The sequence below is a fragment of the Roseiflexus sp. RS-1 genome, assembly GCF_000016665.1.
GTDB lineage: Bacteria > Chloroflexota > Chloroflexia > Chloroflexales > Roseiflexaceae > Roseiflexus.
The window spans coordinates 2,916,867-2,942,186 of the sequence record NC_009523.1 but is presented as its reverse complement, the minus strand read 5'-3'; the positions used below and the strand labels follow the sequence as shown (position 1 = coordinate 2,942,186).

Genomic DNA, 25,320 nt, shown 5'->3' with positions numbered 1-25,320 from the left:
CCAGTCGCTTATGAGCGTGCCAGGGCTGCACGGACCATGGTTGTTGCTTCTCTCAGCATGTCGCGACTGAACAATGCCATTGCCCCACTATAGACGACCCCGCCGACGATTGCTGTAACAATTAATCCCACGAAATTCAACGGCAGCAGTGCCGCAATTCCGGCGGCTGCCAGTGCCATAACCGCAGTCGCCGCAACAATCGGCGCCAGGAGCCGGATCATATCGATGAAGCGAAATCCGAGAATTCGCTGGACGACGATGCTGTCCAGTACAGTTGAAGCCAGAGAAAGCGCGACCATACCGGCTGCAACGCCATTGATACCCCATTGTGATACAAACCAGAGTGTGGCTACCACCCAGGGCAGTTTGATCAGGGTTAGCTTCGTCAGCAGATCAGGTCGATTGATCGACTTGTACACAATGCCGGGAACATACGCAACGGACGCAATGCCAATTTCAAGGGCGATCAGTTGCATCGGTACAATTGCTGGTTGCCACTCCTCGGTATAAAACGTGGTGACAAAAGCCGGTGCGAGCAGTGCGATCCCAACTGCTGCTGGAAAAGCAAATAACGCGAGATAACGCAGGTAACCGAAATATGCTGTCGCGAGCTGATCCTTATCCGCCTGTAACCGCGACAATACCGGAAATGCCACCATCATTACTGTATCGACAGTGCTGCGGATGAACATCTCCGGAACACGATAAGCAATCGTGTAGATGCCCAGTGCAGCGCCGCCGAGCACCCGACCGACGATGATATAATCAACATTGACCATAAACGTGCCGATCAAGCCAACAGCCACAATATTGATGCCAAATCCCAGCATTTCGTGAAGGACGCCCCAATCAAAGGTGCGAGTTGGACGCCAGCGCACAATTGCCCACGGTATGACAACCTCAAGCACCTTGTTCACCAGTTCGGCAACGACCAGACTCCAGACGCCGAACCCCTGCCATGCCATGCCAATCGCCACACATGCCTTGATGACATTGCGCGCAATACCCGGCAAAAGGTATGCTTTGAAACGCAGATCCCGCTGCAGCATCGCCATCGGTACAGTTCCGATCCCGACGAGCAGCAAACCTATCGAGAGAACTCGCAGTAACGGGACAATCTGAGGTTCATTGAAGAAATCGGCGATGAGCGGTGCCATCAACCAGGCGACGGCATATAACACAATGCTGCTGCCGATGCTGATGACAAACGCTACGTTTTGCGCCACGTCGAGCCTGTCACGGCGAGCTATCAGCGCGTGACCAACACCAAAATTGTTGAGCAGGTCAAGAAAGCCGATAACAATCGTGCAGTAGGCGATAATGCCGAACTCTGCCGGAGCAAGCAACCGCGCCAGAATAATGGTTGTAATAAAGGTGAGCGCTTTCGTGCTCAGAAAAGACAGAAAAGACCAGAATGTGCCGCGCACGGCGCGCGTGCCGATCTCCGCATGTGATGTCGTTGTTTGCACCGGAACCGCTCCTCCTCCAGCATTGCTCAGTCGATTGATGTCGTTGCCTGGCGATCATTCACGCTCCACTGCTCGTTCTGCCGCACTACCACGAATGCCGCACATAGAATCGCTTGCGATACCCGTCGACGAGTGCAAGCCAGTTTCCGTTCTGCATATGATGAAGATCGAGAGTGTGCATCCCACGAGCATTCCATCCAGCGCGCTGCGGGGTAAGCACGGATGCTGCGCCATATGGTCGCTCAGCATAGCGTTCGGGAGTTAATTCCGTAATCTCGAACGCCAGGACCCGTTGACCATAGTGCTGCGAGCAATCCTGCGCAAAGCGCAACAACCGCTCTCCATCGTGCACCACCCGCCCGGCCGGGCGCGCGCTGCGCGGATCATGCTGCACGATTGGACTGCACGGATGTTCCTTCCAGGGACCAGACGGCGTCGTCGCGTGATACAGGCGCAGGGCGCCGTTATCCTTTATGCCCGTCCCGACGAACATCCACCAGCGCCCCTGATACATAAACGGCGTCGGATCGAGATACTCATCGCCTTCGAGCAGCGTCGCCACATGCGACCAGCGCAGCGGAAACTCGACTGCGCGATAGAGCCGCACCTGACGGCACGCTGCCGTTTCAGGAGTCATGTAGAATGATCCATCCCATGCAAACACGTGGGGATACGATAGATGGAACGGCTCGCGCAGCACAATCTGGCAATACTCCCAGTCTTTTCCATTGCGACTCGTCGCCAGACCGATCTGCCCGCGTCGGAGGGTTGCGTGCAGCACCTCGAAGAACAGCAACCAGCGATCCTTCGTGCGCACCAGGAACGGGTCGGCGACAAACAGCGCCGGGACATCGCGGACATGGGCAGCGGTCAGCACCGGGTTGCGCACATTGGGCATCGGCGCAAGCGTCAGTGGACTGCTGCCGCTATAGAGACCGATTGCCCAGTCATCCTTGCGCCGGATGCATCGCAAAAACGGGAGTGCATTCCGCACGGATGCAAGCAGTGTGCTCATCGTTGTGCAACCTGTACCGGCTGAGTCGGGCGTCCGGTTGCTTCGCGCTGCGCAATGACGACCAGTGCCACTGCCATGCCGACCTGCAACCAGAACATATACCCATAGGCGCCGTGCAGAAAGAGTGATGTTACCAGGTATCCAAGGAAACCGACCTTCACCGCTACCGCGAGATCTGCCATACGACGTTCGCCAGTTGCTGCAAAGAGCCACTCTGCAACACGGAGCCTGCTCCACACAGTCAGGATCAATCCGACGAAGACGGCAAAGCCGACAACGCCCTGTTCAGCAGCGACTTCCAGATAGAGGTTGTGCGCATCACGCTCGGTATTCGAGCCAGCGCCTTCAATCTGGTTGATATAGTCCCGGTAATGGAACCGGTAATTCCCGCGTCCAACCCCGAAGATCAGATGGTCAGCCAGCATGGTCAGAGCGATTTCAGCCTTGACCGACCGCCCCTGGATCGACCCATCGTTATACACACCCGCATTCGTCATACCTGGCACGATTTCTTCCAGGGTGCCGAAACGCGCGCGAAACTCAGGTGGTGCGACATACAGGAGCGCCCCGATGAGCGGCAACACCAGCAAATAGCGGGCATCGAGCCGCAGATACATTGCGTACACTACCAGCACGATTACAACCCCCAGATACGCGCCGCGCGAGAACGTAAGTCCAATCGCGGAGAGTAACAACAGGAGCGCTGCAATGCCAGACGTCTTACCACGCCAGGTGCGCCCGTTGAGGATCGCCCATACTGCCAGCGGTACCAGCACCAACAGCAGCTGGCCGAAATAATTCGGATCGTTGACCGTCCCAAACGCGCGCGCGCGGTCGTCCATCGTGGTGGAAATCTGGCGCACTGCCGATTGTGCGAATCCCCAGTAGTTGTTGTCGTAGGTGCGGGTGATTTCCTGGTAGACGGTCAGTGCGCTCAGCGTCGCACCAACGATCAGCAACCCCCAGATTGCGCGTTCGAATGCGATGCGTGTTGCCAGCAGGTTGAAGATTAGCGCGGCGATGATACAATCTTTCGCCGTGTCGATCAGTTGCTTCATCACTGCATCGGTGCTGCGCGCAAACCAGAGACCGATCGCCCCTGCCACCAGGTATGCCAGAATCCACCAGATAACCGGGTCGGATACCAGACCTCGCGGACGTTCGGTGAGGAATCGTCGCGCCAGCAGCACAACTGTCAGGATGGCGACCATCGGCTTGACCAGAGAAGGGATGCCGTGATACTTGATCAGCACGTCGTGGATGTTCCCCCAGTGGATCACCAGCAAGGCGGCTGCGACATACTCCGGCTTGAAGAACGCGAGCGCCAGGAACATCACCCCGCCCACGCCGCCGAACAGCACCCACAGCGGTACATCGCGCGACAGCACGAACCCTGTGGTGATGGAAACCACCGTGACCACCGCGATCTGCACCCAGGCATGGCACCAGAGTTCGACGCTTATCTGAACCGGATGCTTGAGCATACGTTCCAACTGCATAAGACCCTCATGATGTCGTCGTGTCCTGTCGATGCTCCTCACCGCCGCGCGGATCGGTCAAACCACGCGAACAAAACCGGAAGACGGCGCTATTTCTCAGACGACGTTTTGTGCTGTGCTGGAGCGGTCGCCTCAACCGACGAGAGCGCTGGTTGCTGCAGGATCAGCGGCTTGTCATCAAGAATATCGATGCCTGACCGCAGGATGGAAAGCGCATGCTCCATCAAGGCAAATGCCACACCCAGAATCAGACCAAAGATCAGACCAAGCGTCAATAAACGCACCGGCTGCGGCGCAATTGGAGATGTCGGCGGCATAGCCGGGTCGATCACTTCCATCGAGATAACCTTCTCATAATCCTGACCGAGCATCTGCTGCGCCACGATATTGGCGACCGCAGCCGCGAAAGCCGGATCAGTGCTCTGCGCGCGCACTTCGATCAGGTTGGTCTCCGGTGGCGTGATCGTCTGCACGCGCGCTGACAGCACCGCTTCGACCGGAACCCCCATCTCGCGCGCGACCTCTTCGTGCATCGACATGCTCGTCGCTTTGCGCGCAATTGTGTTGATGACATTGCGCCGCGTCAGGGCGTTGATCGTGTTCAGGATCTGGTTCGGGTCTTCCAGAACGACACTCGGCTTCAACTCGACGATCGTCGATGCCTGGTAGACTGGCTTCTGCAAAAGCACGAATACCGCGGTGCTTCCGACCGTCAATGCGGTTGCCAGAACGATCAGCCACCAGTTGCGAATCAAAACGCGAATGAACGTAGACAAACTCATTGGTTGACGCTCCCTTCCTTCCTTCTGCTACCCGTTCGGTTGATACATGACATCGGCGGATGCCTGTCGCTCATCATCACGCCGTTGAACGCGGCGCCAGAGCGACGTGTGGCGTCCGGTTAGAAAACGATACAGTCCGATCAAAGCGGCGCGATTGCCGTTCACCAGAAATGCCGGGATGTACAGCACTTTGCCCAGTCTCCCGCGCGGTTCGCTGCGCCCTCCCAGCCATGCCAGCGCGTAGAACAGCGCCTGAAGCGCCAGCATGATTCCATTGAAAGGGTGCGCCAGTCGTGCCAGACCGCCGTGCGCAGACGGACGGACGACCGCTGCAAGGTTGGCGATCAGGGCGCCGATCATCGCCAGCGGCACGAGCGGACGCAGGTATTTGTGCGATACGATTTGCCAGACGAGCAGTGGGTTCGACCAGGGCAACACCTTGTGCGAGAAGCGCATCATGACAAACCGCTGTGCAACAATGCGCGCGCGTCGCTCACGCTCATCGCGCGTCGATGATGAGACGCGCTCGACCGAGCGGGCATCGGGAGCGTAGACGACGCGGTATCCCTGCCTCAGCACATGCATGGCAAGGAACAGGTCATCCGCCATCAACCCGGCTTCTGGCGGCATCGGTCGATCAAGCAGGAAACGACACACCGCCATGATTTCGCCGACCGCGCCGGTGCAACTGCCGAGCCGCGTCTCCTGACGCTTGATGTACGACTCGTACTTCCAGTACAACCCTTCCGAGTCTCCCAGAGCGCCATCTCCTCTGGCGATGACTTTGGCGCCGCTGACGGCGCCGACAATCGGATCGGCAAATGGCGCTACCAGCGCGCGCAGGGCGTTGGCGCTGTAGAAGTTGTTGGCATCAGACAGCACAACGATGTCGCCGCGCGCCTGTGGCAGTGCGCGCAGAATAGCCGCCATCTTCCCTGCGCGCTCCGGTCGGTAACTCAGTTCAACCCCCTGATCGGCGAACCCGGCGACGATCTCCGGCGTGGCATCGTTCGAACCATCGGCAGCAACCAGGATCTGCAACCGCTCGCGAGGATAGTCGAGCGCCAGACTGTTTGCGAGTTTCGCTGCGATCACGTTCTGTTCGTTGTATGCTGCAATCAGCAGCGTCACCATCGGAAGCTCGGCGAGCGGCGGGAATGGGCGCTCCGGTCGCAACCGCGCCAGAATGGTCAGCAACGCCGGATACCCCGCGTAGGTGTACGCGATGGTTGCCACACAGAACCAGAACAACCGACCACTCATCGCACCACCTCCGACCGGCGTTGCAGCGCAGCGTGGTAGACCGCTTCGGTGCGTTCGAAGAAGCGCTGTCGCGTATAGTGCTGCTCGACGGCGCGCCGCCCCTGCTGACCCAACTGCTGCACCAGTGTGGGATGATCGAGCAGAAGGATGATCTGCTCCGCCAGCGCGCGACTGTCCCCCGGCGGTACAAGGATGCCATTCTCCATCGGGCGCACATGTTCGGGAATGCCGCCAACGTTTGTTGCTACCACCGGCTTCGCACAGGCGAACGATTCGGTGATAACAATGCCGAATTCTTCCTCCAGCGAGGGGAGTACCGTGAAGTCGGCGAGCGCCATAATATCAACTGCGTCGCTGCGCGCTCCTGCGAACGTGACATGACGCGCCACACCCAGATCACGTGCCGCCTGTTCGAGCGAGGCGCGTTCTTCGCCGTCGCCAACCAGCACAGCCTGAAGGGTTGGGTGCGCTCGCACCACAGCCGGAAGCGCCCGCAGCAGATAGATATGCCCTTTGCGCGCGACCAGGCGCCCGACACTGGCGATGATCGGCGCCGATCCGTCGAGACCAAGGTCTTCCAGCAGATGGCGCCGGCGTTCGTCCGAGAGAGATGACGGGATGTTAATGCCAATCGGGATCACGGTGACGCGGTCAGACGGCACGCCACAGGTCTCCATAACGAAACGTTTCATCATTGCGCTCATCGTAATCGCCTGAACGCCAAGGGCGAAGCGCGTCAGACGGCGATTCTTCCACGGCACTTCCTGAAGTGTCGTCACAACCGGCACATTGGTCAGGCGTGACGCCAGTTTCGCGGCGAGCGCAGCAAAGCGGTGGTGGGTGTTCACAATATCGATGCGCCCGACACGGATGATGTGCGCCAGTTTCAACCCGGCTGCCAGCAGCGCCGGCAGATTCGGCGCCCGCTTGCCAGGACCGATATACGGAGTGAGCGGCGTCTGATCATAATGGTGCGCAAACGCCGCCACGCGCCTGCTCCATTCACCGCCGCCAGAAGCGATTGCCACGAAATACCCGGCTTCCGCCTGGCTCTCAGCCAGCCGGATGAGATACTCGGTTGCGCCTCCAACCCCCAGGCGCGGACGCACGTGCAAAACACGCAGTGGTCTGGTCGATAGCGTCGTCATATGCTCACGCCTCGATTTCGCATAGGAGCGGCCGCTGTCCATCCATCCGCCAGTCACGTTCAAAAAGAGTGCGCAATTGAGCAACACTATGTTCGAGATTGAATTCACGCAGCACCAGCTGGCGCCCTGCGGAAGCCAGGCGTCGTCCCAGGTCGCGGTCGGTATAGAGGCGCAGCAGCGCTTCAGCCAGCGCCGCCGCGTCACGTTCCGGAACGAGCAGACCGGTTTCGCCGTCCCGCACCAGTTCGGGAATGCCGGAGATGGCAGTCGCCACAACCGGAATTTCGGCGGCAAGCGCTTCCATCAGCGCCACCGGAATGCCTTCCATCTTGCCGTTGGGCATCACAACGCTCGGTAGCGCCAGCGCATCGACCTGCTGCAACAGTTCGCTCACGTTATGACGCGGTTGAGCGCCAAGCAGCCTGACATGATCCGTCAGACCCAGACGGCGAATCTGTGCTTCGAGGTGCGGGCGATCCTCACCCTCGCCGACCAGCAGGCATTGGAAGGGCACGCCCCGTTGATGCAGCACATCACACGCATCGATCAGGTAGCGCTGCCCTTTGTACCCCGCAAGACTGGCCACGCATGCGATCGTGAACAGTTCACCCGGCTCACGCCGCTCGCGTGGACGAAAGAGAGCCGGGTCGATGCCGCAATGCACCACGATGACCCGCTCCTCAGCCGTCGCGCCGTACAGGTCGATCAGCATCCGGCGATTGAACTCGGAGATCGCCACAACGAAACTGGCCGCAGCGACCTTTTCTCCCAGCATCGGGCGCTCAACGTAGAGATCGTGAGCATGCACCGTGAAACTGTACGGAATACCAGTCAGGAGGTGAACCACATATGCCAGGAGCGCCGGGTGGGTTGCATAGTGCGCGTGCAGGTGATCGACGTCGAGTTCGACCATGCGCCGTGCGGCATATGCGGCTTTGGGCACGACCACCAGCGCACGCGACAGGAACTTCGGCGACTCCAGATTGCCGCGCACTGCGCGCCACCAGGCGCGCAGGTAGGCGCCGGGACGACGCAGAAGCCAGTAGATCTGCGCATCCAGCACCGGGCGCGAGAACAACCGACAGAAATGCGCGCGCTCGACCATCCTCTGGGCATCGGCGTGCTGCACCGGCTCGCGCTCGCGGATGAGCGGAAAGATTTCGACCCGCACCCCCTGACGTTCGAGTTCCAGCATCTCGATCAGGATGAACGTCTCGGTGATCTTGGGGAAGCGCGACATCGTATACGCAACCGTGCGCGGTCGTCGGGGAGATGCACTCTGGCTCGTCTCAATCATCAGTACGCTCCACGTCCCTGAAAGACCGCCAGCGCCGTCCGTACCAGGATTTCGATATCCAGCCCCAGGCAGCGGTGCTCGATATACAGGATATCGAGGCGCAAGCGTTCATCGAACTCGGTATTGCCGCGCCCGTACACCTGCCACAGACCGGTCAGCCCCGGCTTGACATCGAGGCGCGCCGTTTGCCAGAGTTGATAGGTGCTTGCATCGAACGATGTGGGGCGTGGACCGACCAGGCTCATATCGCCGCGGATGACATTGATGATCTGGGGCAACTCATCAAGACTCGTCTTGCGCAGAAACTTCCCGACGCGCGTCACGCGGGGATCGTTCGTGATCTTGAAGTCAGGCCATTGCAACTCGTTCAAATGCGCCAGTTGCTTTTTCAGTTCCTCGGCATTCGGCACCATGGTGCGGAACTTATACATCTTGAAACGACGTCCGCTCTTTCCGGTGCGATTCTGGGTGAAAATGACCGGACCGCCAGGCGACTCGATCTTGATCGCCAGCGCAATAATGACGAACAACGGCAGGACGATGGGCATTGCCAGTAACGACAGCGCCAGATCCATGATGCGCTTGGCGCGCCGGTAAGCCCGTCCGCGCAACCACTGGCGCTCAGGGCGATAACGCTCAATCCATTCGAGTGAATACGTCGGTCGACCACGATTAACGATAGTAGCCATAGTATCCTCGCAACGATAGCTTCAACGACCCTCTTCTCTGATGCTTACATATTCACTTCCGGCACGCGCAACGCTTCCGGCGCTTGAACTTCCTGCGGTTGCACCTGCCGGAGATGGCGCTCAGCCACATCGAGCAAATCCTCGAAGGTTAACGAATGATCGGGGAATGTCGCCACGCCGTAGCGAGCGGTGATCCCTAAGCGATCTTGAACCAGATGCACCAGGCGATCTCCCAGTATTCTGGCATTACTTTCCGGTGTTTCGGGCGCCACCAGGATCAGACGACCCGGCTTGCCGTCCTCGATGATCAGGTCAGTGCGGCGCAGATGGCGGGCAAGCATGCGCGCAGTCACCGCCAGCACATACCGCTGCATCATCGCGCGCTGAAGTTCCTGAACGAAACGATGGATCATCATATTCAGCGAACGCGCATCGGCTTCGAGAATGAGGACGCTCAGCGGACGACGCATCCGGCGACTGGCGCTCATCTGTGTTTGCACGTCCTCCTGCGCCTCGCTCATTGAGTGCAACCGGTCATTCTTGTCCCGCAGGGTGATAATTTCGACTGCCTGGCGAAACTCTGCAAGTGCAGCACCGACGCGGTGCGCTAAAACGGCGACGCCAGCAACCAGGAGAAACTCGACAATCGTGAGGTAGGTGTGAATGCCGCCAAATTTCGGCGATGGATCGAGCGCAAGACTGACACCCAGCGCGACCCATCCCAGACCCGCCGATAGCATAGCCGGACGTTGCTGGAAGAAGTGAAAGAGCGGCAGGAATACCACTGCAGAAATAACAACATAGGTGACCGGTTCGAGGTCCAGCGTATTGATGCTCCCCAGATCGAGACGTTCGATATTGAAACTGGCGATCAACCAGAGCAACAATGCAATCACGCGACGACGTAAGCTACTCATGGCGCCTGTCTCTCTTTCATAGATGGATCTTGGGAACCAGAGCCCTTCGATCGATAGATGCGGTACGGACGATCCGTGTTTGCCTGCGAGTCGTCGGGATTGGCCATGCCAGCGCGCACCCGCAACATACGCAGGTTGTACCGCAGCCGGTAGAGCAGATAGCGCGCCAGTTCGCGCCATCCGCGCTCGAAGTATCGTCCAGACGTAAGCACTGCCAGGCGCGGCGCATTGCCATACGCCACCTGCATGCGGCGCGCCCGCAGGACCGGACCGATGCTGAAATCGGCGGGAAGATACCCGGCATCGAACAACTCGATGAACAGATCGCGATCAATAGCGAAATTACTGCCGCGAATGGTTGGGATCCCCAGCACCTGCCGCTTGAACCAGCGCGTCAGATGATGGATGACGACGCGCGCCTGCGTTGCGGAGTCGTTGTTCAGATCGCAAAAGTTGACCGGGGTGTACGCGGCGCGCGCGCCCGCAGCAAACTGCTGCACGTACCAGTCCAGCAGCGTTGTTGGGTCTGGCACGCGGCAATCAGCATCAAAGTGGATCGTCAACCGCGATGCCGCAACCTGTGCGCCATGCACACGCGCCGTCACCGCCACCCGAATGCCGGGCCGACGCACGTCCGGTCGACTGACAACCCGTATTCCTGCATGCTCAAAAGCGGCAAGCGAGGGAGGAGCCTCTGCCGGGTAATTGTTGACCATGACAATGATCTCAAAGGTGTGCCGACCGTGGTAGGCGAGGAGATCATTGATGACCACCCACACGCGCTCCAGGTCGGATTGCGCATTGACCGGGATGATGATTGAACCATCAGGCGGACGTGATCGATCACGCCGCATCGCGTGCATCCTGGCAGACCAGATAGTTTCCAGAGGTGATGCAATGGTATCCATAGAAGCGTTTACAAAATAAGAATACGTATCAACAACAATCACGACAAAATCGTCTGCCCGGAGTTGTACTCCAGTTGCGTGCTGTGGACGCCACAGACCTTTTACAACCACGTATGAGGCGCTGTAGAAGAGAGAGCTGGCAACGCTGCCGATCTGGGATGTTGTTCGTGGTTATAGCGTACACGACAAGATGAAGTAAGTGATGACAGTCTGGTATATCAGGATGAAAATCTTCTTAATAAAAGCGCGCCCTTGACACGCCCTCCGCAATGCGGCACGATTAGCGCTGAATGATCGTGCCATCACAAGGAGATATGTCGTGACCAGATCAACGCTTCTTGAGGAGATCTACGAACAACCCGCAGCACTGCGTCGGCTTATCGATGCCGAAATGGAACCGATGACCCGATTAGCGCAGGCGCTTCACGCTCGCGACTTCCGGTACGTCGTCATTGCTGCGCGTGGAACGTCGGACAATGCAGCGCGCTATGCGCAGTATCTCATAGGAGCGACCCTGGGCATGCCGGTTGCGCTGGCGACCCCGTCGCTCCACACACGCTACGGGGTGCATTTGCGTTTTGATGGCGCCCTGGTCATCGGCATCTCGCAATCGGGGGCATCTCCCGACATCTGCGCTGTCGTAAGCGATGCTCGTCGCAGCGGAGCGCCGACGATAGCGATCACCAATCATCCGGAGTCACCGCTGGCGCAGGCTGCCGAATTTGTGGTTCCGATCCATGCCGGGATTGAACGGAGTATTGCCGCAACCAAGACGTACACCGCGCAACTGGCGGCGCTGGCGATGCTGACCCTCAGCCTCGCAAATGACACTGCCGGTCTCGCAGCGCTGGCGACGATCCCTGATGCGATGGAAGCGACCCTTGCCCTTGATGAACGTATGCGCGAGATCGCTGGCGAGATGGCAGGCGCGACCGCCGCTATTACCATCGGGCGCGGCTATCATTACGCAACCGCGTGGGAGATCGCGCTCAAACTAAAGGAACTGACCCGTGTTGTAGCGGAACCGTACTCAGCGGCAGACTTTCAGCATGGACCGATCGCTCTGGTGCACGAAGGTATTCCGATCGTGCTGATAGCAACGCAGGGCGCTGTCGCCGACGACCTTGCTGCGCTGGCGTTGCGCCTGCGGAACCTCGGCGCACATCTGACCGCGATCAGTGACGTGTCTGTCATCCTGGAAACAGCCGACCGACCGGCGTCGCTTCCGGTCAGCGTTGAGGAGCGTTTTGCGCCGATGACCGCTGTAATTGCCGGGCAGTTGCTCGCCTTTCACCTGACGCATGCGCGGGGGCTCGATCCAGATCGACCGCACGGACTGCGCAAGGTGACCGAAACGCGGTAAAACAGGAGGAAAGCGACACCGGACAAAAACCAGGCGCGCAGGCATCCGCCTGCGCGCCCGACATCTGGTTTGAAGCGCTGCATCAAGGCGAGACGGTCATCACACCCTTCATGCCGCCAGCGTAGTGCGCGGGGTACGTGCAGATGTAGAGATACGTGCCGGGAGCGGGAGCAGTGAACGTGATTGTCTCACTGCCGCCAGGACCGAGCATCTTCGTCGCTGCAATAATATTGGTGCGATCAGCCGGCAGGAAGTCCGGCGGACCGGCGTTGATTGCTTCTTCATCAACTTTGGCAGCCACATCCTCACCGCCCTTGACAATAACGATGTTGTGCTGCTGCGCCGTTGAGACATTCTTGAACGTCAGCGTGATCGTCTGACCGGTTGGAACGGTGAACTCTTTTTTATCATACGCCAGATTTTCACCATCAGACGCGATCTCGATCGTCGTGCTTGCACCGCCGCCACCGCCGCCACCGCCGCCGCCACCGCCGCATGCAGCGAGCGCGAACGCGGCAACCAGCGCAACCATCAGCATCCATACAGGCTTCTGCATCTTCATACTGGACCCTTTCACTGTTTCAGGTGAACGTGTGTATTTTATCACGATCTTGAAGGTTGTCAATCGATACTACGCTGGTATGCGGCAAAAGGATGTGGTGATTGCTGCTGCGAAGGTGCAGGTTTTGCGCTCTGTTCCATCGATGCGCTTTTGAGCAATGCCTCCCGGAATGTCTCGACAAATTCGCGTGGACGAGCGGGGCTGATGATCAGCGAGGGCGCGTCGTAGCGCGCCACGGCCACCAATCGCTCACGGTTCGTCGCTGCGAAAAAGACGTTGCCGTATGGATCGAGGTGAAACGGGCCATGATACCCGAACACGCCAGCATTGAACGACCATCGCAAGCCGAAGCGCGGCACATCCGCCAGTGCGCTTGCGAATGAGACTCCCATGATCTGCTTGAACGGAATACGCAGTGCGCGCGCCCAACGCCGCCGCACAACCAGCGTATCACCGGTCACAACATACGCGACCGGCTGGACGGCGTAGTTGAGGGTCAACCACACCGCAAGCGTCAACGCAATCGCTATGGTGATAATTGTCCCGGTCAGCGCGACGCCGGCAACCAGCAGACCACTGAGGTAGAGAAACAGCGCCGGGAGCATCAGGATGCCGCCAAGCATTGCAACTCCATTGGTGATGCGCACGGCGTAGGAATCGAGCGCCGCCGCGTTGAACGATGTCTCCATGTGCAAAAACCCTGACTTTAGTACTTCTTGTGCATGTGCCTCTGGTATGGTATACCAGAAGTATACGTCAAGTCGTGCCCTGGTCTGCATTGTTGCTCTGCGCTCGCACGTAAGCGACGCTCACCATTCTGAGACGCTATGTCGCCTGAACGAATCATCCCTTCTTCCAGGAACCCGATCTTTCGGTTGCCGATGCCGGACCAGGGGTTGCATCGCCCGACGCTTGCTGCGCTGGGTGTTCTTCTGGTTCTCAACAGTGTCGCACTCGCAACTCGACCACCCCGCCTGTCGGTTGAAACATTCGTGACCGGCGCTGCCATCACGATTCTGGTGTTGCTGGGTGATCGATTCGCAGTGCACAGACCGGAAGGCTCGCGCCTGACGCTGGCGCCGGTTGTGCTTGCGAGCGCAACGCTGCTGGCAGACTGGTCGCTTGTGTTGATCGCTGCGTTGATCGGCGGTCTTTTCCAGATGTCGGTCTCCTCAGGGCGTCAGATCATTCGCCTGATTACTGTTCGCTCATTGATCGCCAGCGGCAGTGCGCTGATCGCTCTGGGCGTCCCAATAGCGCCGCTTTTCGTGTGGTCGTTGGCGCTGGCGCTGTTGATCGTTCTCGGGTACGTACTGGAAACGCTCGTTGATTCGATAGACACCGATGGAAGGCAGATACGCTGGCACGATGCAATCGGATCGCTCCGCTGGTACATCCCCGCCATGATGCTGATCAGCGCCTTGTTTGCCGCATTCCGCGACTCGGCGACCGCAGTGTTGCCCTTTGCACTGGCACTACTGGGATGTCTCCAGATCCTGGCGCACATCCAGACGCAGCAACATCGTACCCTTGCCGAATTGACCAGCCTGCGCGAACAACTTGGCGCCCGCACAGAACGCCTCGAGCGATTGCAGGCGCTGACGACGGCGATGCTCGCCACCCTCGATGATCGTCGCCAGTTCCACATGCTCTGCGAGCGTCTCGCGGCGCTGCTCGACGCCGAAGCTGGCTGGATCACACTCTACGATCAGGATGGATTGCGTGTTCCGGCAGTCCATGGATTAACCGTTCGTCATGCTGAGTCCGCTCAGGTTGACCGGGCGCGCTACGATGAGATTATTCAGCGTGGTCAGATTGTGCTGATCGCCGACGAACGCGCCCAGCAACTGGCGCCGGTGATCGATTCCGACGATCCGATCCGCTGGTCGACGCTGCTGGTCATCCCGCTGACCACCGATCATGGCGCGACTGGTGCGATTTGTCTGGCATTCGAACATTTGCGTGGTCTCGATATCGAAGATCGCCGCATTCTCGCCTCGTTCGCCCGTCAGGCAGCAGTGGCGATCGAGAACACGCGTCTCTTCAGCGAGTTGCGCCAGAAACAGGCGGAACTGATCCAGTCGTCGAAACTGGCTGCGGTTGGGACATTCGCCGCCGGTATCGGGCATGAGTTCAACAATCTGCTCGGCGGCATGCTCGGCTATGCAGAACTCGGTCGCAGCGCCAGCGATAGCGCCGAAAAGGATCAGGCGCTCGATGTGATCCGACAGGCATGCCAGCGTGGGCGAAGCATTATGCGTGGTTTGCTCACCTTTGCGCGACGTAGTGAGCATCGTCGTGACATCCACCACCTCGCCGATGTGATTGCCGAAACGTTGACCCTCGTCGAGATCGACCTGCGGAAACTCAATATCACACTGGAGCGCGTCATCGAACCGACGCCAGCAATCTTGTGCGACAGCGGGCAGATTGCACAGGTGCTCCTGAATCTGATCACGAATGCTCGCGATGCTATCGGGCGTGACGGTGGAACGATCACGGTGTCGCTCCGTCAGTGTGGCGCGTATGTCGAACTCAGCGTCAGCGATACCGGCGCGGGTATCCCCGAACACGTGCGTGACCGGATTTTTGAGCCGTTTGTCACGACGAAGGGTGCGCTCGGTACAAGCAACACACCCGGCACTGGTCTGGGGCTATCGGTGTCGTATGGCATCGTGAAGGATCACGGGGGCGACATCCGCTTTGAGACGGAGATCGGCGTTGGAACGACCATGATGGTGCGTCTGCCGATCAATCCGCCATCCTGACAGCGATGCACGCTTACTTCAGTTCCGGCAGTTCGATCGGGTCTTCACGCGGTTCGCATACGCCACAGTAGAGCGCGCGCGTCGTGACAATCGCCCGTGGCACGTCGCGGTCGTCACGATAGACGGCAACAATGTGAGGCATCTCGCGCGCACAGTCCTTGCAGAGCGCTCGTCCGCAAAAGATGCATATGCCATGCGCCGGTCGTTCACAGTGCCAGCAGTTCACACCAATCCTCCCTTCGATGGCGATGAAGTTTTCTCTCTCGATTGTACTGGAGAATAATGGTCTGGTTAGCATTGCACCGACTGCAGCGCTGTGGTAAGATGCCGTAGAAGTTTGTGCATCTGAGGCTGCCTTGTGGATCCGGTCGAACCGCCACCCAACAAATCGCCAGTGCGTATGCCGATCCTTCGTATCTCGCGTGATACCGCGATCCTGCTGGCATCGCTCATCTTTCTCGCCTGCGCTATTCTGCTGGCGGTGCTGTTCCCGCCTTCCGGCAGTGAACTGGCGCGCGCCTTGACTCCGGTCGCAACGATAGCCCAGGCGACTGCCATCGTCGTCGAACCGGCGCAACTGGTGTCTCCAGTCCCAACGCTTCTGCCAACCGATGTCGTCCTGCCGTCAACCGATCAGCAACCGTATCCGCCTCCCGCAGCAACGCTGCCGGTCACGGCATTTTCACCCACGCCAGAACCAACGCCTGCGATAGCATTCTCGCCCACGCCGGAGTTGCCGATACCGACGGTCGCATCTGAGGGGGCAGGCATAGCCCCAACTGCACCGCTCGCACAGGCGCCGACGCTCGAACCAACGCTTCCACCGCCACCCGTCGTCCAACCAACGCCAGAACCGCCTGCGCCAACGCAACCGGTCGAGACTCAACCCTTGCCGCCGACCCAACCGCCTGCGCCGCGCCCTACCCGTCCTCCGCCTACCGCGACCCCAGTGCCGATCGACATCATCCGAACCACAACCTACTGGACGCCAGCCCAGAGTCCGATCACGCTACGACGCGATACCCTGGTGGCATCCGGCGCCGGCCTGATCATCGAACCGGGTGTTGAGGTGCGCATCCCCCCTGGCATTGCGCTGTACGTCGATGGTCGGCTGTATGCCCTGGGTCAGGCGGATCGTCCGGTGCGCTTCACCGGCGCAAGTTTGCCGCGCTGGGAGGGCATCTTTGGGCGACCCGGCAGCGACATTGTGCTGGAACACGTGGAAGTGCGCGGCGGCGGCGCGGGGGGAACGGTTCTTGCATCAGACCGCGGCGGGTTGACGATCCGTTCGAGCCGCATCGTCGATAATGGCGGTCATGTGCGGGTGGCGGGCAGAGGCTTCGAACTGCGTGACAGCGAGATAACCGGCAATGATCTGCCCTACGGCGCTGCCGTCGAAATCGTGTATGAGAACGGCGGTACGGCAACGCTAATCGGCAATCGTATCGGCGGCAACCGTATGGCTTTCGGATCACCCAACGTCCGGATCACCAACCTCAGCCCCAATGATACGGTCATTCTCGATGTCCAGCGCAATCTGCTGGTCGGGCAGGATGGTCCCAACCTCACCCTGGAAACCAACGGTCTGTTGCAGGGATCGATTGTGTGCAACGGACTCATCGGCGGTTCGAACGGATTGAGCCTGCTCAGCACCCTGCCACAGGCGCCGGGATTGCCACAGTTAACGATTCGCGACAATGCCATCGAGAAGCACACGCCGCCGATCATCCCGATCTATCTGCAACGCGGCATCGGGCGCGGCGCCACCAGTGATGTGGCAATCGATATGCGCGGCAACTGGTGGGGTGCTGCGGAAGGTCCCTACGAACCGGACAGGCACGCTGACGGGCGTGGCGACGCTCCTGGCGATCTGGTGGAGTTCGACCCCTGGTTGACCGAACGCCCGCCCTGTGCTCCTGCCCAATAACCAGCGACGGCCATGCCCATTCCAGTCATCGATGCCATTATGACCGGCGCTATTGACGGGCGCATCTTTCCCGGCGCGGTCGTCCTGGTTGCGCGTGATGCGGAGGTTCTCCACGTTGCTGCGTATGGAACGATGACCTACGATCCATCCGGCAACAATCCCGTCACGCCAGCAACCATCTACGATATTGCGTCATTGACCAAAATGTTCACTGCAACTGCGGCGCTGCATCTGTACGACAAAGGGAAGATCGATCTGGCAGCGCCGGTTCAGGCGTATCTGCCGCACGTTCGTGCGCGTGACGTTACCGTCTGGCATCTGCTGACCCACACATCGGGACTCGACCTGCGCCTTTCGACGCTCCGTCACGCGGGGCGCGCGGGGTTGCTGGCGGCGGTCTACGACGCGCTGCCCGCCCGTCCGCCCGGCAGCAGCGTCGCCTACACCAACATCAATTCGTTGTTGCTGGGTGAAATCATCACTGCCGTGTATGGTCAACCGCTCGACAGAGCCATTGACGAACTGGTCTGCCGACCACTGAGACTGCAACGCACTGGCTTCCGCCCCGATCCTGCGCTGATCGCGCATATTGCACCAACCGAGTTTGATGGGGAATGGCGTGGCTGCCTGGTTCACGGCGTCGTTCACGACGAAAGCGCGTATGTGCTCGGAGGCATCGCCGGGCATGCCGGTCTCTTCAGCACTGCCGGTGATCTCTGGACATTTTGCCGCGCCTGGTTGCCTGCCGGGAGCGATCATCAGCCGACGCCGCTCCTGAACCCGACGACCCTGACCCTGGCGATAACCAATCAGACGCCAGGACTGGCGCAGGCGTGTGGTCTCGGATGGATGATTGATCGACCAAACTTCATGGGACCGGCGCCCCGCGGCAGTTACGGTCACACCGGTTTCACCGGACCGGCGCTGGTTATTGTCCCCCGTGATCGTCTGATCATCATCGTGCTGAGCAACCGGGTCCACCCGCAGCGCAGCGCGCCACGTCACCACGCCATTACTGCCGCAATCGTCGCCGCAGCGCTCGACAGCATATCGGCGCCATATGCGCTATCCGATCCTTCGATGTAACGCCGGATCAAGAGTATGCACGCCGGTCGGAACGGGCGCATATGGCAGCGCGGTGAACCCTATCAGGGCGTCATTGTGGGAATCTGGCTATTAAGCAGGGTTTACAAAGCAACACAGTATGATATGATTGGAACGATCATTGTCGTTTCCACACGTGAGTGGAAAGAGCGGATGCTATGGCAGTTACGCGCATTCTTATTGCCGAAGACAACGATCTGGTCGCGCTCACGCTCGAAGAGCAACTGAAAGGGCTTGGCTACGATGTCATCGGCATCGCACGCACCGGCGCCGAAGCTATTGATCTTACGGCACGTCTTGGACCAGATCTGATCATCATGGATATTCGCATGCCGGAAATGGAAGGGACGGAAGCGGCGGCGCGGATCAATCAGCAGCGCCCGACTCCCATCCTGATGCTCACTGCGTATACCGACAGAGAAACCATCCGCAAAGCGGAGCAGGCTGGAGCGCTTGGCTACCTGGTCAAACCGGTCAACGAAGCAGAACTATCACCGGCAATCAACATCGCGCTGGCGCGTTTCCGCGAATTGCAGGCGTTGCGGGCGCAGGTGCACGAACTGGAAGAATCGCTCGAAGCGCGCAAATTGATCGAGCGCGCCAAAGGCATTCTGATGCAACGTCTGGGGTTGAGTGAGCGCGACGCCTACGAACGGCTGCGGCAGCGCGCGCGCGACAAACGCGCCAAGATGAAAGATATTGCCCAGGCGATCATCGAAGCCGAAGAACTGCTGGGTTCTGGATCGTGAGAGTTGACACCTTCGCCGGGGTATGGTATAGTCGCAGCATCAACACCTGAGACGAATGAGATAGCACCGGTTATGCAATCGCGAAGCGCCTATTACTTCTGGTTCTGGTATTTTGCCAGCTCACCAAGAGACTGGTTGCTTCGCGTTGGATGACGTTTAGGATACTGGAACTCAGAAGGCGTGGAGCAACAGGCTCCACGCCTTCTTGATTTTTCAGGGAGCAACGTATGACGATCGTCTGTCGTGGCATTCGCGGCGCAACCACCTGTGACGAAAACACGCGCGAGGCGATCCTCGAAGCAACACGTGACCTGTTGCAGCGCATCATTGCCGCAAACGGCGTGCGTCCAGAGGACATCGCCAGCGCCATCTTCAGCACCACGCCCGACCTGACTGCGGAATTCCCGGCGGTTGCCGCGCGTGAACTCGGCTGGCTCGACGCTGCGCTGCTCTGTACGCACGAAATGGCGGTTCCCGGTAGTCTGCCACGCTGCATTCGCGTGCTGATCCACTGGAATACCACGCGGCGGGCGGAAGAGATCGTTCATGTGTACATCCGTGGCGCACATACGTTGCGTCCCGATCGGAGCGCGATCCAGGCGCCAGCAGAGACATCAGGGCAATGAAACAGCGGTGGAGTTTCCTCCGCTGTTTTTTATGGACATCAGGGTGAGCAGGTCGAGAGGCGCAAGCCACAGAACAGGCAGGGCACGTAGGGGTTAAGAAACGAGACAAGTCGGTCTATTCTGCACGAGCCACCGGAAGGAGCATGCCATGACCACGCTAGAACTCGATGTCATCGTCCGGCCGCGCCTTCGCCTGGCGCTGCCGCCTGAACATCGTTCATCGTTTATCGAACAACTGTTGCCGCTAGCAAAGGAGAATGTGTCCATGATCGTCGTCATGCGGAGCACCGCGACCGAAGAGGAGTTGAACGCAGTCCTGACGCGCATCCAGGAGCACGGTCTCAAGGGGAGCGTCACCTACGGTGAGGAGCGGAACATCGTTGGCGTCATCGGAGCAGCGATTCCGCCGACGTTGCGCGAAGAACTCGAGCGCTTTCCGGGCGTCCAGGAAGCAGTGCGCATCACGCGACCGTACAAACTGGCTGCGCGTGAGTTCCACCCCCCGGATACCATCGTCCAGGTTGGCGATGTCGCCGTTGGCGGAGGTTCGTTCGTGGTGATTGCCGGACCATGCGCTGTTGAAAGCGAAGCGCAGATTATGGCGACTGCGTTCGCAGTGCGCGAAGCGGGCGCTCACATGCTGCGCGGCGGCGCCTTCAAACCGCGATCCTCTCCCTACACCTTTCGCGGTTTGGGCGAGGAAGGGTTACGACTGCTGGCGCTGGCGCGCGCCGAAACAGGATTGCCCATCGTGACGGAAGTGATGACGCCGACCGATGTCGAACTGGTGGCACGCTACGCCGATGTGCTCCAGATCGGGGCGCGCAATATGCAGAACTTTCAGTTGCTGGAAGAAGCCGGTCGCAGCGGAAAACCGGTGCTGCTCAAACGCGGGATGTCGGCGACGATCGAGGAATGGCTGCTCTCCGCCGAATACATTATTGCGCAGGGCAACCCGAACGTCATTCTCTGCGAACGCGGCATTCGCACATTCGAGACAGCAACGCGCAACACGATGGACCTGAACGCTGTGGCGCTCGCCAAACGCTGCAGTCACCTGCCGGTGATTGCCGATCCGTCGCATGGCACGGGCAAGTGGTACCTGGTGCCGCCGCTTGCGCTGGCATCACTCGCCGCCGGCGCCGATGGCGTTATGATCGAAGTGCATCCCGATCCGGATCGCGCCACCTCGGACGGCGGACAGTCGCTCACATGCGAAAACTTTGCCGCATTGATGCCGCAGATGACCGCGCTTGCCGGATTGCTTGGACGGAAGAGTCACGTGTTGGTTGCACATTGATGCGCGGCTGAATGAAGCGGACGCCTGCCCGCCTGGAAGGACTGCAGCACTGCACCTCTCCAGGCGGGCAGGCGAAGGTGGTATAATGGCAGAGGTTACGACCATCGTGGTTGGAGATACGTTCTCGTGAGCAATCGGTCTACGCCCCGGCACAAACCAGCACTGACGCTGGCACTGCTCGGAACGCTTCTGGCGATTGTGGTTGGTGTTCCTCTCACCATCGTTCGCGCCCAACAGGTTATTCTACTTGCCCAGATCGGACCACCGCCGCAGGGCGATGTCGGTTCGATCATCACCCTGACGTTTCAACTTACGAACAATATCAACGATGCCACTGCCGCCAGTCCGAATACGTCGTTCACGATCACAACAGCGAATGTTCCGTCTGGTGTGACGGTGAGTTCACCGGGTGTTATTCAACTGCCAAATAATGTACCCGGCGGTACGAGCACAACGTTTACCCTGCAATTGAGCATCAGTAGCACCGCTGCACCGGGAACCTATAACAACCTGCTGGTAACGGCAGCCGGCTCGTACAACTCGACGTCTGGCGTGCGCAATGTGAGCACCAACACCTTTGGCACGTTTGTGATTACTGTAGGCGGGGCAACTGCCACACCCACGCTGTCGCCGACAGTGTCGCCGACGCCGACGCGCACGCCGGGTCCGACGCCAACGCCGGGACCTGTATGCCCGGAAGGTGTGCGCGATCCGGGAAATGATCGTGGCAGCGCGCGTCTGGTGCTGATCGACTCACCAGTCACCCATGGCATCTGTGAGATCGGCGATGAGGACTGGTTCCGCTTTGGCGGGGTCGGCGGCAAGGTCTACACGATCGATATCGAGCGGATGGACGCCGGTCTCGATCTGTCGCTCGAACTGTATGACGAGAATGGTCAGCGTCTGGCGTTCAACGATGATTTCTTCAACCGCGACCCGGCTCGCCCCGACCCGAAGGACATCAAGCCGCGCATTCAGTCGTGGCGCGCGCCGCGCGATGGAATCTACTATGTTCGTGTGCGTGATACGCTGAGCATCGGCGGCGGCAATCGCACCTATGTCTTTGTCGTCCGTTCGGAGAGTTACGGTCCGACGCCTGTGGTGGTCGGCGAAGTTTGCCGCGATCTGTACGAAGACGATGGCTTGCCGGAGCAGGCGAAACTGATCCTGCCGAACGAAATTCAACCAGGGCGCCGACTCTGTCCGACAGGCGACGCCGATTGGGTCAGGTTCTTCGGGAAAGCGGGCAAAGTGTACTACATCTACACCGACACGCGCCCCTACCGTAACACGCCGGATTTCAACAATCAAACCCAGGCGGGCGCCGATACGGTGATGTATTTGTTCGACCGCGATGGCAGTCGTCTCCTCGACTTCAGCGACGACATTGCTGGATCGCTCGATTCGCAGATCCGCTTTGTGCCGCAGGTGGATGGGTTCTACTATGTCCAGATCAAGAATAACGGCGATCTCGGCAATCAGTTCATCCGCTACGATCTGATCCTGCAACTTTGCATTCCAGATGAAGAGTGCGGGCGTGCGCCACAACCCGCTGTACTGCCTGCGCCCGGAGCACCAACGCCAACCGTCGCTCCATTCACCGATCGCACACCGACTCCGACCGGAACCCCAGCGCCGGGCGCCTTTGAAGGTGGTGCGCCCAACGGCGCTGAAGATGGATCAACGCGCGCGTTGCTCAACGGTCCGCTGGTCGGTTTTGCCGATGTAGCGTTCGACCAACTCTGGCAGCGCACGGATCGGGTCGTTGCCAGCGGTAGAGTACAGCGCAGCTGGCTCTGGGGACCGCGTGGCTTGATGGCGCGCGCCGAGCAGTATCAGCAGGCGGCAAGCGGCTTGCGGCAGGTGCAGTATTTCGATAAGGGACGCATGGAACTGAACGATCCGTTCGGAGATCGTTCCAGTCCCTGGTTTGTCACCTCCGGTTTGCTGGTGATGGAACTGGTGACGGGGCGCATGCAGATCGGAGCGAACGAATTCGTGCAACGCGAACCGGCAGGCATTCCGGTTGCTGGCGACGCCGACGATCCCAACGCGCCGCTGTACGCCAGTTTCGCCGCCGTCATAACGCAGACGGCGCCGGATCGCACGGGGCAGGCGCCACGCCAGACCATTGATCGCCAGGGGCAGGTGGGCGACTATGCCGGACCGGTGCGCAGCGAGACGCGCTTTGCTCGCTATATCGCGGAGTCAGGGCACAACATTCCGGCAGTCTTTTGGGATTACCTCAATGCGCGGGGGATGGTCTACGAACAGGGGCGGTTACGCAATGACCGTTTGTTCGACTGGTTGTTTGTTGTAGGGTACCCGATCAGTGAACCCTTCTGGGCACGAGTGCGCATCGGCGGGGTTGAGCGTGATGTGCTGATCCAGTTGTTCGAGCGCAGAACACTGACGTATGTGCCTGACAATCCAGCCGGATGGCGGGTCGAAATGGGCAATGTCGGACGTCACTACTACCGCTGGCGGTACGGCGAAGAACTTCCCTGAGATAAAGAAAGAACCTTTGAGGCATCGCCTCAAAGGTCCGCCCTGCGTCAGTCTTTGTAGAAGAAGCTGCGCAACACTGGGTGCACCTCCTGTACATGTTGAAGCTGGAACGCCAGAGGTTCACTCGTTTCATCCACATCATGGCACATGCGGGACGATTCTGCAATAAGCCGATAGTCCTACACCTGGCAGGTACCTCTTGTGTACCGGGGCATCATTGATGAAGCGAGACTCGATCGTGACCGCACCTGACATGATCCGCGCACCAGAGAGTCAATCCACAGGGCGTCTCGTCGACTCGCCCTTTGCGATCGCTGCACAGATTGTGGAAACGATCGGTCCACGCCCTCCGGGATCGATTGGCGAGGCGAAGACGGCAGCCTTTCTCGATGCGCGTCTCCGCCAGTCGGGGTTACGCCTCTCCGCCGAGTCGTACCATGCGTCGCATCCTCCAGACTACGATGGCATTGTTTATGGGGTGCTGGCAATCGCCGGGGTTATCGGTTTTTACTGGACGCCTCTGGTGGCGATTCTTGTCTTTGCCGCATGTTGTGGGGCGACAGTCCTGACACTGTGGTACGATACTGCGTTCCTGAACCGGCGTATCCTCAGCCAGAACGTCATCGCTACGCGCGCTGCCGAGGGCGTGATGCGCTGGCGTCTGGTGGTGCTGGCGCCGCTCTGTTCACCGCCAGCGGTCGGGCATTGGGCGCTGGCGCTCGGTTCCGGTTTGACCGGACGTATCGGGCGCACTGTTGCGGCGACGCTGCTCCTGGCGCTTGGCATTGCCGCCGCCGCTCCCTTCTCCTTCGAAGTGCGCCTCTGGCTCTGGTATGCTCAGGCGGCGCCAGCTGTCGCTCTTCTGGTTCAGGGGATTGCTGCGCTGGTTGTGCAACGCGCTCCGGCGACACCGGGCGCAATCAGTTATGCCGGGGCGCTGGCGACTCTGATATGCGCTGCAGCCCACCTGCGTGACCTCCAGCATACAGAGGTGTGGATGATTGGAGTCGGTGCAGCCAGCAGCGCCGCCGGCATCAACGATCTGCTGCGTCGGTATCCGTTTGAACCGCAGCAGACCCTGTTTGTCGGTCTCGATGGCATCGGCAGTGGTGAACTCTGCTATCTGGCAGCGGAAGGAGCGTTGCATCCGCGACTGGCAGACTCACTGTTACTGCGCCTGACGGCGCGTGTGGTCGATAGCGGTCAGGCAACCGCGCGCCCTCGCGCCTATCGTGGAATCACCCTCGCTGGCATGTTGCGCCGTCGAGGGTTGCGCACCCTGGGGATCGCAAGCCTTGATCGGTATGGACGCATTCCATACCGGAACGAACGAAACGATGATATCTCCAGGCTCGACGCAGCGCACCTCGACAACAGTGTGCGCCTGATTGTCGGACTGGCGCGCAGTATCGATACAATCGCGTAA

22 protein-coding genes are annotated in these 25,320 nt (G+C 59.6%); 9 read left to right on the top strand and 13 right to left on the bottom strand.

From position 1 onward, the window contains the following. Window positions 1-8: 8 nt before the first annotated feature. From ROSERS_RS12285 to ROSERS_RS12240, 10 genes are all read right to left on the bottom strand, one after another. The gene (locus ROSERS_RS12285) at window positions 9-1,469 is read right to left on the bottom strand and encodes a lipopolysaccharide biosynthesis protein (RefSeq protein WP_011957100.1); all 1,461 of its coding nucleotides are present in this window, start codon (window positions 1,467-1,469) and stop codon (window positions 9-11) included. 85 nt (window positions 1,470-1,554) lie between these two features. Continuing rightward, complete coding sequence (locus ROSERS_RS12280; RefSeq protein WP_011957099.1) at window positions 1,555-2,484, bottom strand: glucosamine inositolphosphorylceramide transferase family protein; 930 nt, start codon at window positions 2,482-2,484, stop codon at window positions 1,555-1,557. Then, the gene (locus tag ROSERS_RS12275) at window positions 2,481-3,983 is read right to left on the bottom strand and encodes an O-antigen ligase family protein (RefSeq protein WP_011957098.1); all 1,503 of its coding nucleotides are present in this window, start codon (window positions 3,981-3,983) and stop codon (window positions 2,481-2,483) included. The genes ROSERS_RS12280 and ROSERS_RS12275 overlap by 4 nt, the downstream gene beginning before the upstream one ends. Before the next feature lie 89 nt (window positions 3,984-4,072). Then, window positions 4,073-4,765 (bottom strand): YveK family protein, encoded by a 693-nt coding sequence (locus ROSERS_RS12270; protein ID WP_011957097.1) that lies wholly within the window; start codon window positions 4,763-4,765, stop codon window positions 4,073-4,075. Window positions 4,766-4,792: 27 nt separating this feature from the next. Continuing rightward, on the bottom strand, window positions 4,793-6,028 hold the full coding sequence (locus ROSERS_RS12265) for a glycosyltransferase family 2 protein (RefSeq protein ID WP_011957096.1): 1,236 nt from the start codon (window positions 6,026-6,028) through the stop codon (window positions 4,793-4,795). Then, a complete protein-coding gene (locus tag ROSERS_RS12260) occupies window positions 6,025-7,176 on the bottom strand; it encodes a glycosyltransferase family 4 protein (RefSeq protein ID WP_011957095.1) in 1,152 nt (383 codons plus the stop codon). The genes ROSERS_RS12265 and ROSERS_RS12260 overlap by 4 nt, the downstream gene beginning before the upstream one ends. Window positions 7,177-7,180: 4 nt before the next feature. Then, window positions 7,181-8,473 (bottom strand): glycosyltransferase, encoded by a 1,293-nt coding sequence (locus ROSERS_RS12255; RefSeq protein ID WP_011957094.1) that lies wholly within the window; start codon window positions 8,471-8,473, stop codon window positions 7,181-7,183. Next, complete coding sequence (locus ROSERS_RS12250; RefSeq protein WP_011957093.1) at window positions 8,473-9,162, bottom strand: sugar transferase; 690 nt, start codon at window positions 9,160-9,162, stop codon at window positions 8,473-8,475. The genes ROSERS_RS12255 and ROSERS_RS12250 overlap by 1 nt, the downstream gene beginning before the upstream one ends. Window positions 9,163-9,206: 44 nt before the next feature. Next, on the bottom strand, window positions 9,207-10,079 hold the full coding sequence (locus tag ROSERS_RS12245; RefSeq protein WP_011957092.1) for a GGDEF domain-containing protein: 873 nt from the start codon (window positions 10,077-10,079) through the stop codon (window positions 9,207-9,209). Further along, entirely contained in the window at window positions 10,076-10,933 is an 858-nt protein-coding gene (locus ROSERS_RS12240; protein WP_232282593.1) for a glycosyltransferase family 2 protein, read from the bottom strand. Before ROSERS_RS12240 ends, ROSERS_RS12245 begins: the two co-directional genes overlap by 4 nt. Window positions 10,934-11,306: 373 nt before the next feature. Between ROSERS_RS12240 and ROSERS_RS12235 the strand changes: the two genes are divergently transcribed. Further along, window positions 11,307-12,350: an SIS domain-containing protein gene (locus ROSERS_RS12235; RefSeq protein WP_011957090.1), complete on the top strand. Its 1,044-nt coding sequence runs from the start codon at window positions 11,307-11,309 to the stop codon at window positions 12,348-12,350. A gap of 82 nt (window positions 12,351-12,432) precedes the next feature. Here the strand turns inward: ROSERS_RS12235 and ROSERS_RS12230 are convergent, their stop codons facing one another. Beyond that, a complete protein-coding gene (locus tag ROSERS_RS12230; RefSeq protein ID WP_011957089.1) occupies window positions 12,433-12,912 on the bottom strand; it encodes a plastocyanin/azurin family copper-binding protein in 480 nt (159 codons plus the stop codon). Window positions 12,913-12,971: 59 nt separating this feature from the next. After that, window positions 12,972-13,601 (bottom strand): PH domain-containing protein, encoded by a 630-nt coding sequence (locus ROSERS_RS12225; protein WP_011957088.1) that lies wholly within the window; start codon window positions 13,599-13,601, stop codon window positions 12,972-12,974. Window positions 13,602-13,739: 138 nt separating this feature from the next. Between ROSERS_RS12225 and ROSERS_RS12220 the strand changes: the two genes are divergently transcribed. Then, a complete protein-coding gene (locus ROSERS_RS12220; protein ID WP_011957087.1) occupies window positions 13,740-15,680 on the top strand; it encodes a sensor histidine kinase in 1,941 nt (646 codons plus the stop codon). A 13-nt stretch (window positions 15,681-15,693) separates the two neighbouring features. Here the strand turns inward: ROSERS_RS12220 and ROSERS_RS27185 are convergent, their stop codons facing one another. Beyond that, the gene (locus ROSERS_RS27185) at window positions 15,694-15,822 is read right to left on the bottom strand and encodes a hypothetical protein (protein WP_269625498.1); all 129 of its coding nucleotides are present in this window, start codon (window positions 15,820-15,822) and stop codon (window positions 15,694-15,696) included. 216 nt (window positions 15,823-16,038) lie between these two features. Between ROSERS_RS27185 and ROSERS_RS12210 the strand changes: the two genes are divergently transcribed. The 7 genes from ROSERS_RS12210 (at window position 16,039) to ROSERS_RS12180 (ending at window position 25,320) form a co-directional block, all read left to right on the top strand. Beyond that, complete coding sequence (locus ROSERS_RS12210; protein WP_011957086.1) at window positions 16,039-17,607, top strand: right-handed parallel beta-helix repeat-containing protein; 1,569 nt, start codon at window positions 16,039-16,041, stop codon at window positions 17,605-17,607. A 12-nt stretch (window positions 17,608-17,619) separates the two neighbouring features. After that, on the top strand, window positions 17,620-18,693 hold the full coding sequence (locus ROSERS_RS12205) for a serine hydrolase domain-containing protein (protein WP_011957085.1): 1,074 nt from the start codon (window positions 17,620-17,622) through the stop codon (window positions 18,691-18,693). Window positions 18,694-18,869: 176 nt separating this feature from the next. Further along, window positions 18,870-19,460 (top strand): ANTAR domain-containing response regulator, encoded by a 591-nt coding sequence (locus tag ROSERS_RS12200; protein WP_011957084.1) that lies wholly within the window; start codon window positions 18,870-18,872, stop codon window positions 19,458-19,460. 227 nt (window positions 19,461-19,687) lie between these two features. After that, a complete protein-coding gene (aroH, locus tag ROSERS_RS12195; protein WP_011957083.1) occupies window positions 19,688-20,086 on the top strand; it encodes a chorismate mutase in 399 nt (132 codons plus the stop codon). 265 nt (window positions 20,087-20,351) lie between these two features. Further along, window positions 20,352-21,386 carry a 3-deoxy-7-phosphoheptulonate synthase gene (gene aroF / locus ROSERS_RS12190; RefSeq protein ID WP_011957082.1) on the top strand — a complete coding sequence of 345 codons (1,035 nt, stop codon included), beginning with the start codon at window positions 20,352-20,354 and terminating at the stop codon, window positions 21,384-21,386. A 126-nt stretch (window positions 21,387-21,512) separates the two neighbouring features. Further along, window positions 21,513-23,894: a COG1470 family protein gene (locus ROSERS_RS12185; protein ID WP_157041068.1), complete on the top strand. Its 2,382-nt coding sequence runs from the start codon at window positions 21,513-21,515 to the stop codon at window positions 23,892-23,894. A 238-nt stretch (window positions 23,895-24,132) separates the two neighbouring features. Further along, window positions 24,133-25,320, top strand: a complete 1,188-nt coding sequence (locus tag ROSERS_RS12180; protein WP_232282591.1) for a hypothetical protein — start codon at window positions 24,133-24,135, stop codon at window positions 25,318-25,320.

What these genes read in the sequence shown, in the direction of transcription:
- ROSERS_RS12280 (WP_011957099.1), bottom strand. Translation starts at nt 2,484, where the DNA reads ATGAGCACACTGCTTGCATCCGTGCGGAATGCACTCCCGTTTTTGCGA.
- ROSERS_RS12275 (WP_011957098.1), bottom strand. Translation starts at nt 3,983, where the DNA reads ATGCAGTTGGAACGTATGCTCAAGCATCCGGTTCAGATAAGCGTCGAA.
- ROSERS_RS12270 (WP_011957097.1), bottom strand. Translation starts at nt 4,765, where the DNA reads ATGAGTTTGTCTACGTTCATTCGCGTTTTGATTCGCAACTGGTGGCTG.
- ROSERS_RS12265 (WP_011957096.1), bottom strand. Translation starts at nt 6,028, where the DNA reads ATGAGTGGTCGGTTGTTCTGGTTCTGTGTGGCAACCATCGCGTACACC.
- ROSERS_RS12260 (WP_011957095.1), bottom strand. Translation starts at nt 7,176, where the DNA reads ATGACGACGCTATCGACCAGACCACTGCGTGTTTTGCACGTGCGTCCG.
- ROSERS_RS12255 (WP_011957094.1), bottom strand. Translation starts at nt 8,473, where the DNA reads ATGATTGAGACGAGCCAGAGTGCATCTCCCCGACGACCGCGCACGGTT.
- ROSERS_RS12250 (WP_011957093.1), bottom strand. Translation starts at nt 9,162, where the DNA reads ATGGCTACTATCGTTAATCGTGGTCGACCGACGTATTCACTCGAATGG.
- ROSERS_RS12245 (WP_011957092.1), bottom strand. Translation starts at nt 10,079, where the DNA reads ATGAGTAGCTTACGTCGTCGCGTGATTGCATTGTTGCTCTGGTTGATC.
- ROSERS_RS12240 (WP_232282593.1), bottom strand. Translation starts at nt 10,933, where the DNA reads ATGCGGCGTGATCGATCACGTCCGCCTGATGGTTCAATCATCATCCCG.
- ROSERS_RS12230 (WP_011957089.1), bottom strand. Translation starts at nt 12,912, where the DNA reads ATGAAGATGCAGAAGCCTGTATGGATGCTGATGGTTGCGCTGGTTGCC.
- ROSERS_RS12225 (WP_011957088.1), bottom strand. Translation starts at nt 13,601, where the DNA reads ATGGAGACATCGTTCAACGCGGCGGCGCTCGATTCCTACGCCGTGCGC.
- ROSERS_RS12220 (WP_011957087.1), top strand. Translation starts at nt 13,740, where the DNA reads ATGTCGCCTGAACGAATCATCCCTTCTTCCAGGAACCCGATCTTTCGG.
- ROSERS_RS27185 (WP_269625498.1), bottom strand. Translation starts at nt 15,822, where the DNA reads ATGCCTCACATTGTTGCCGTCTATCGTGACGACCGCGACGTGCCACGG.
- ROSERS_RS12205 (WP_011957085.1), top strand. Translation starts at nt 17,620, where the DNA reads ATGCCCATTCCAGTCATCGATGCCATTATGACCGGCGCTATTGACGGG.
- ROSERS_RS12200 (WP_011957084.1), top strand. Translation starts at nt 18,870, where the DNA reads ATGGCAGTTACGCGCATTCTTATTGCCGAAGACAACGATCTGGTCGCG.
- aroH (WP_011957083.1), top strand. Translation starts at nt 19,688, where the DNA reads ATGACGATCGTCTGTCGTGGCATTCGCGGCGCAACCACCTGTGACGAA.
- aroF (WP_011957082.1), top strand. Translation starts at nt 20,352, where the DNA reads ATGATCGTCGTCATGCGGAGCACCGCGACCGAAGAGGAGTTGAACGCA.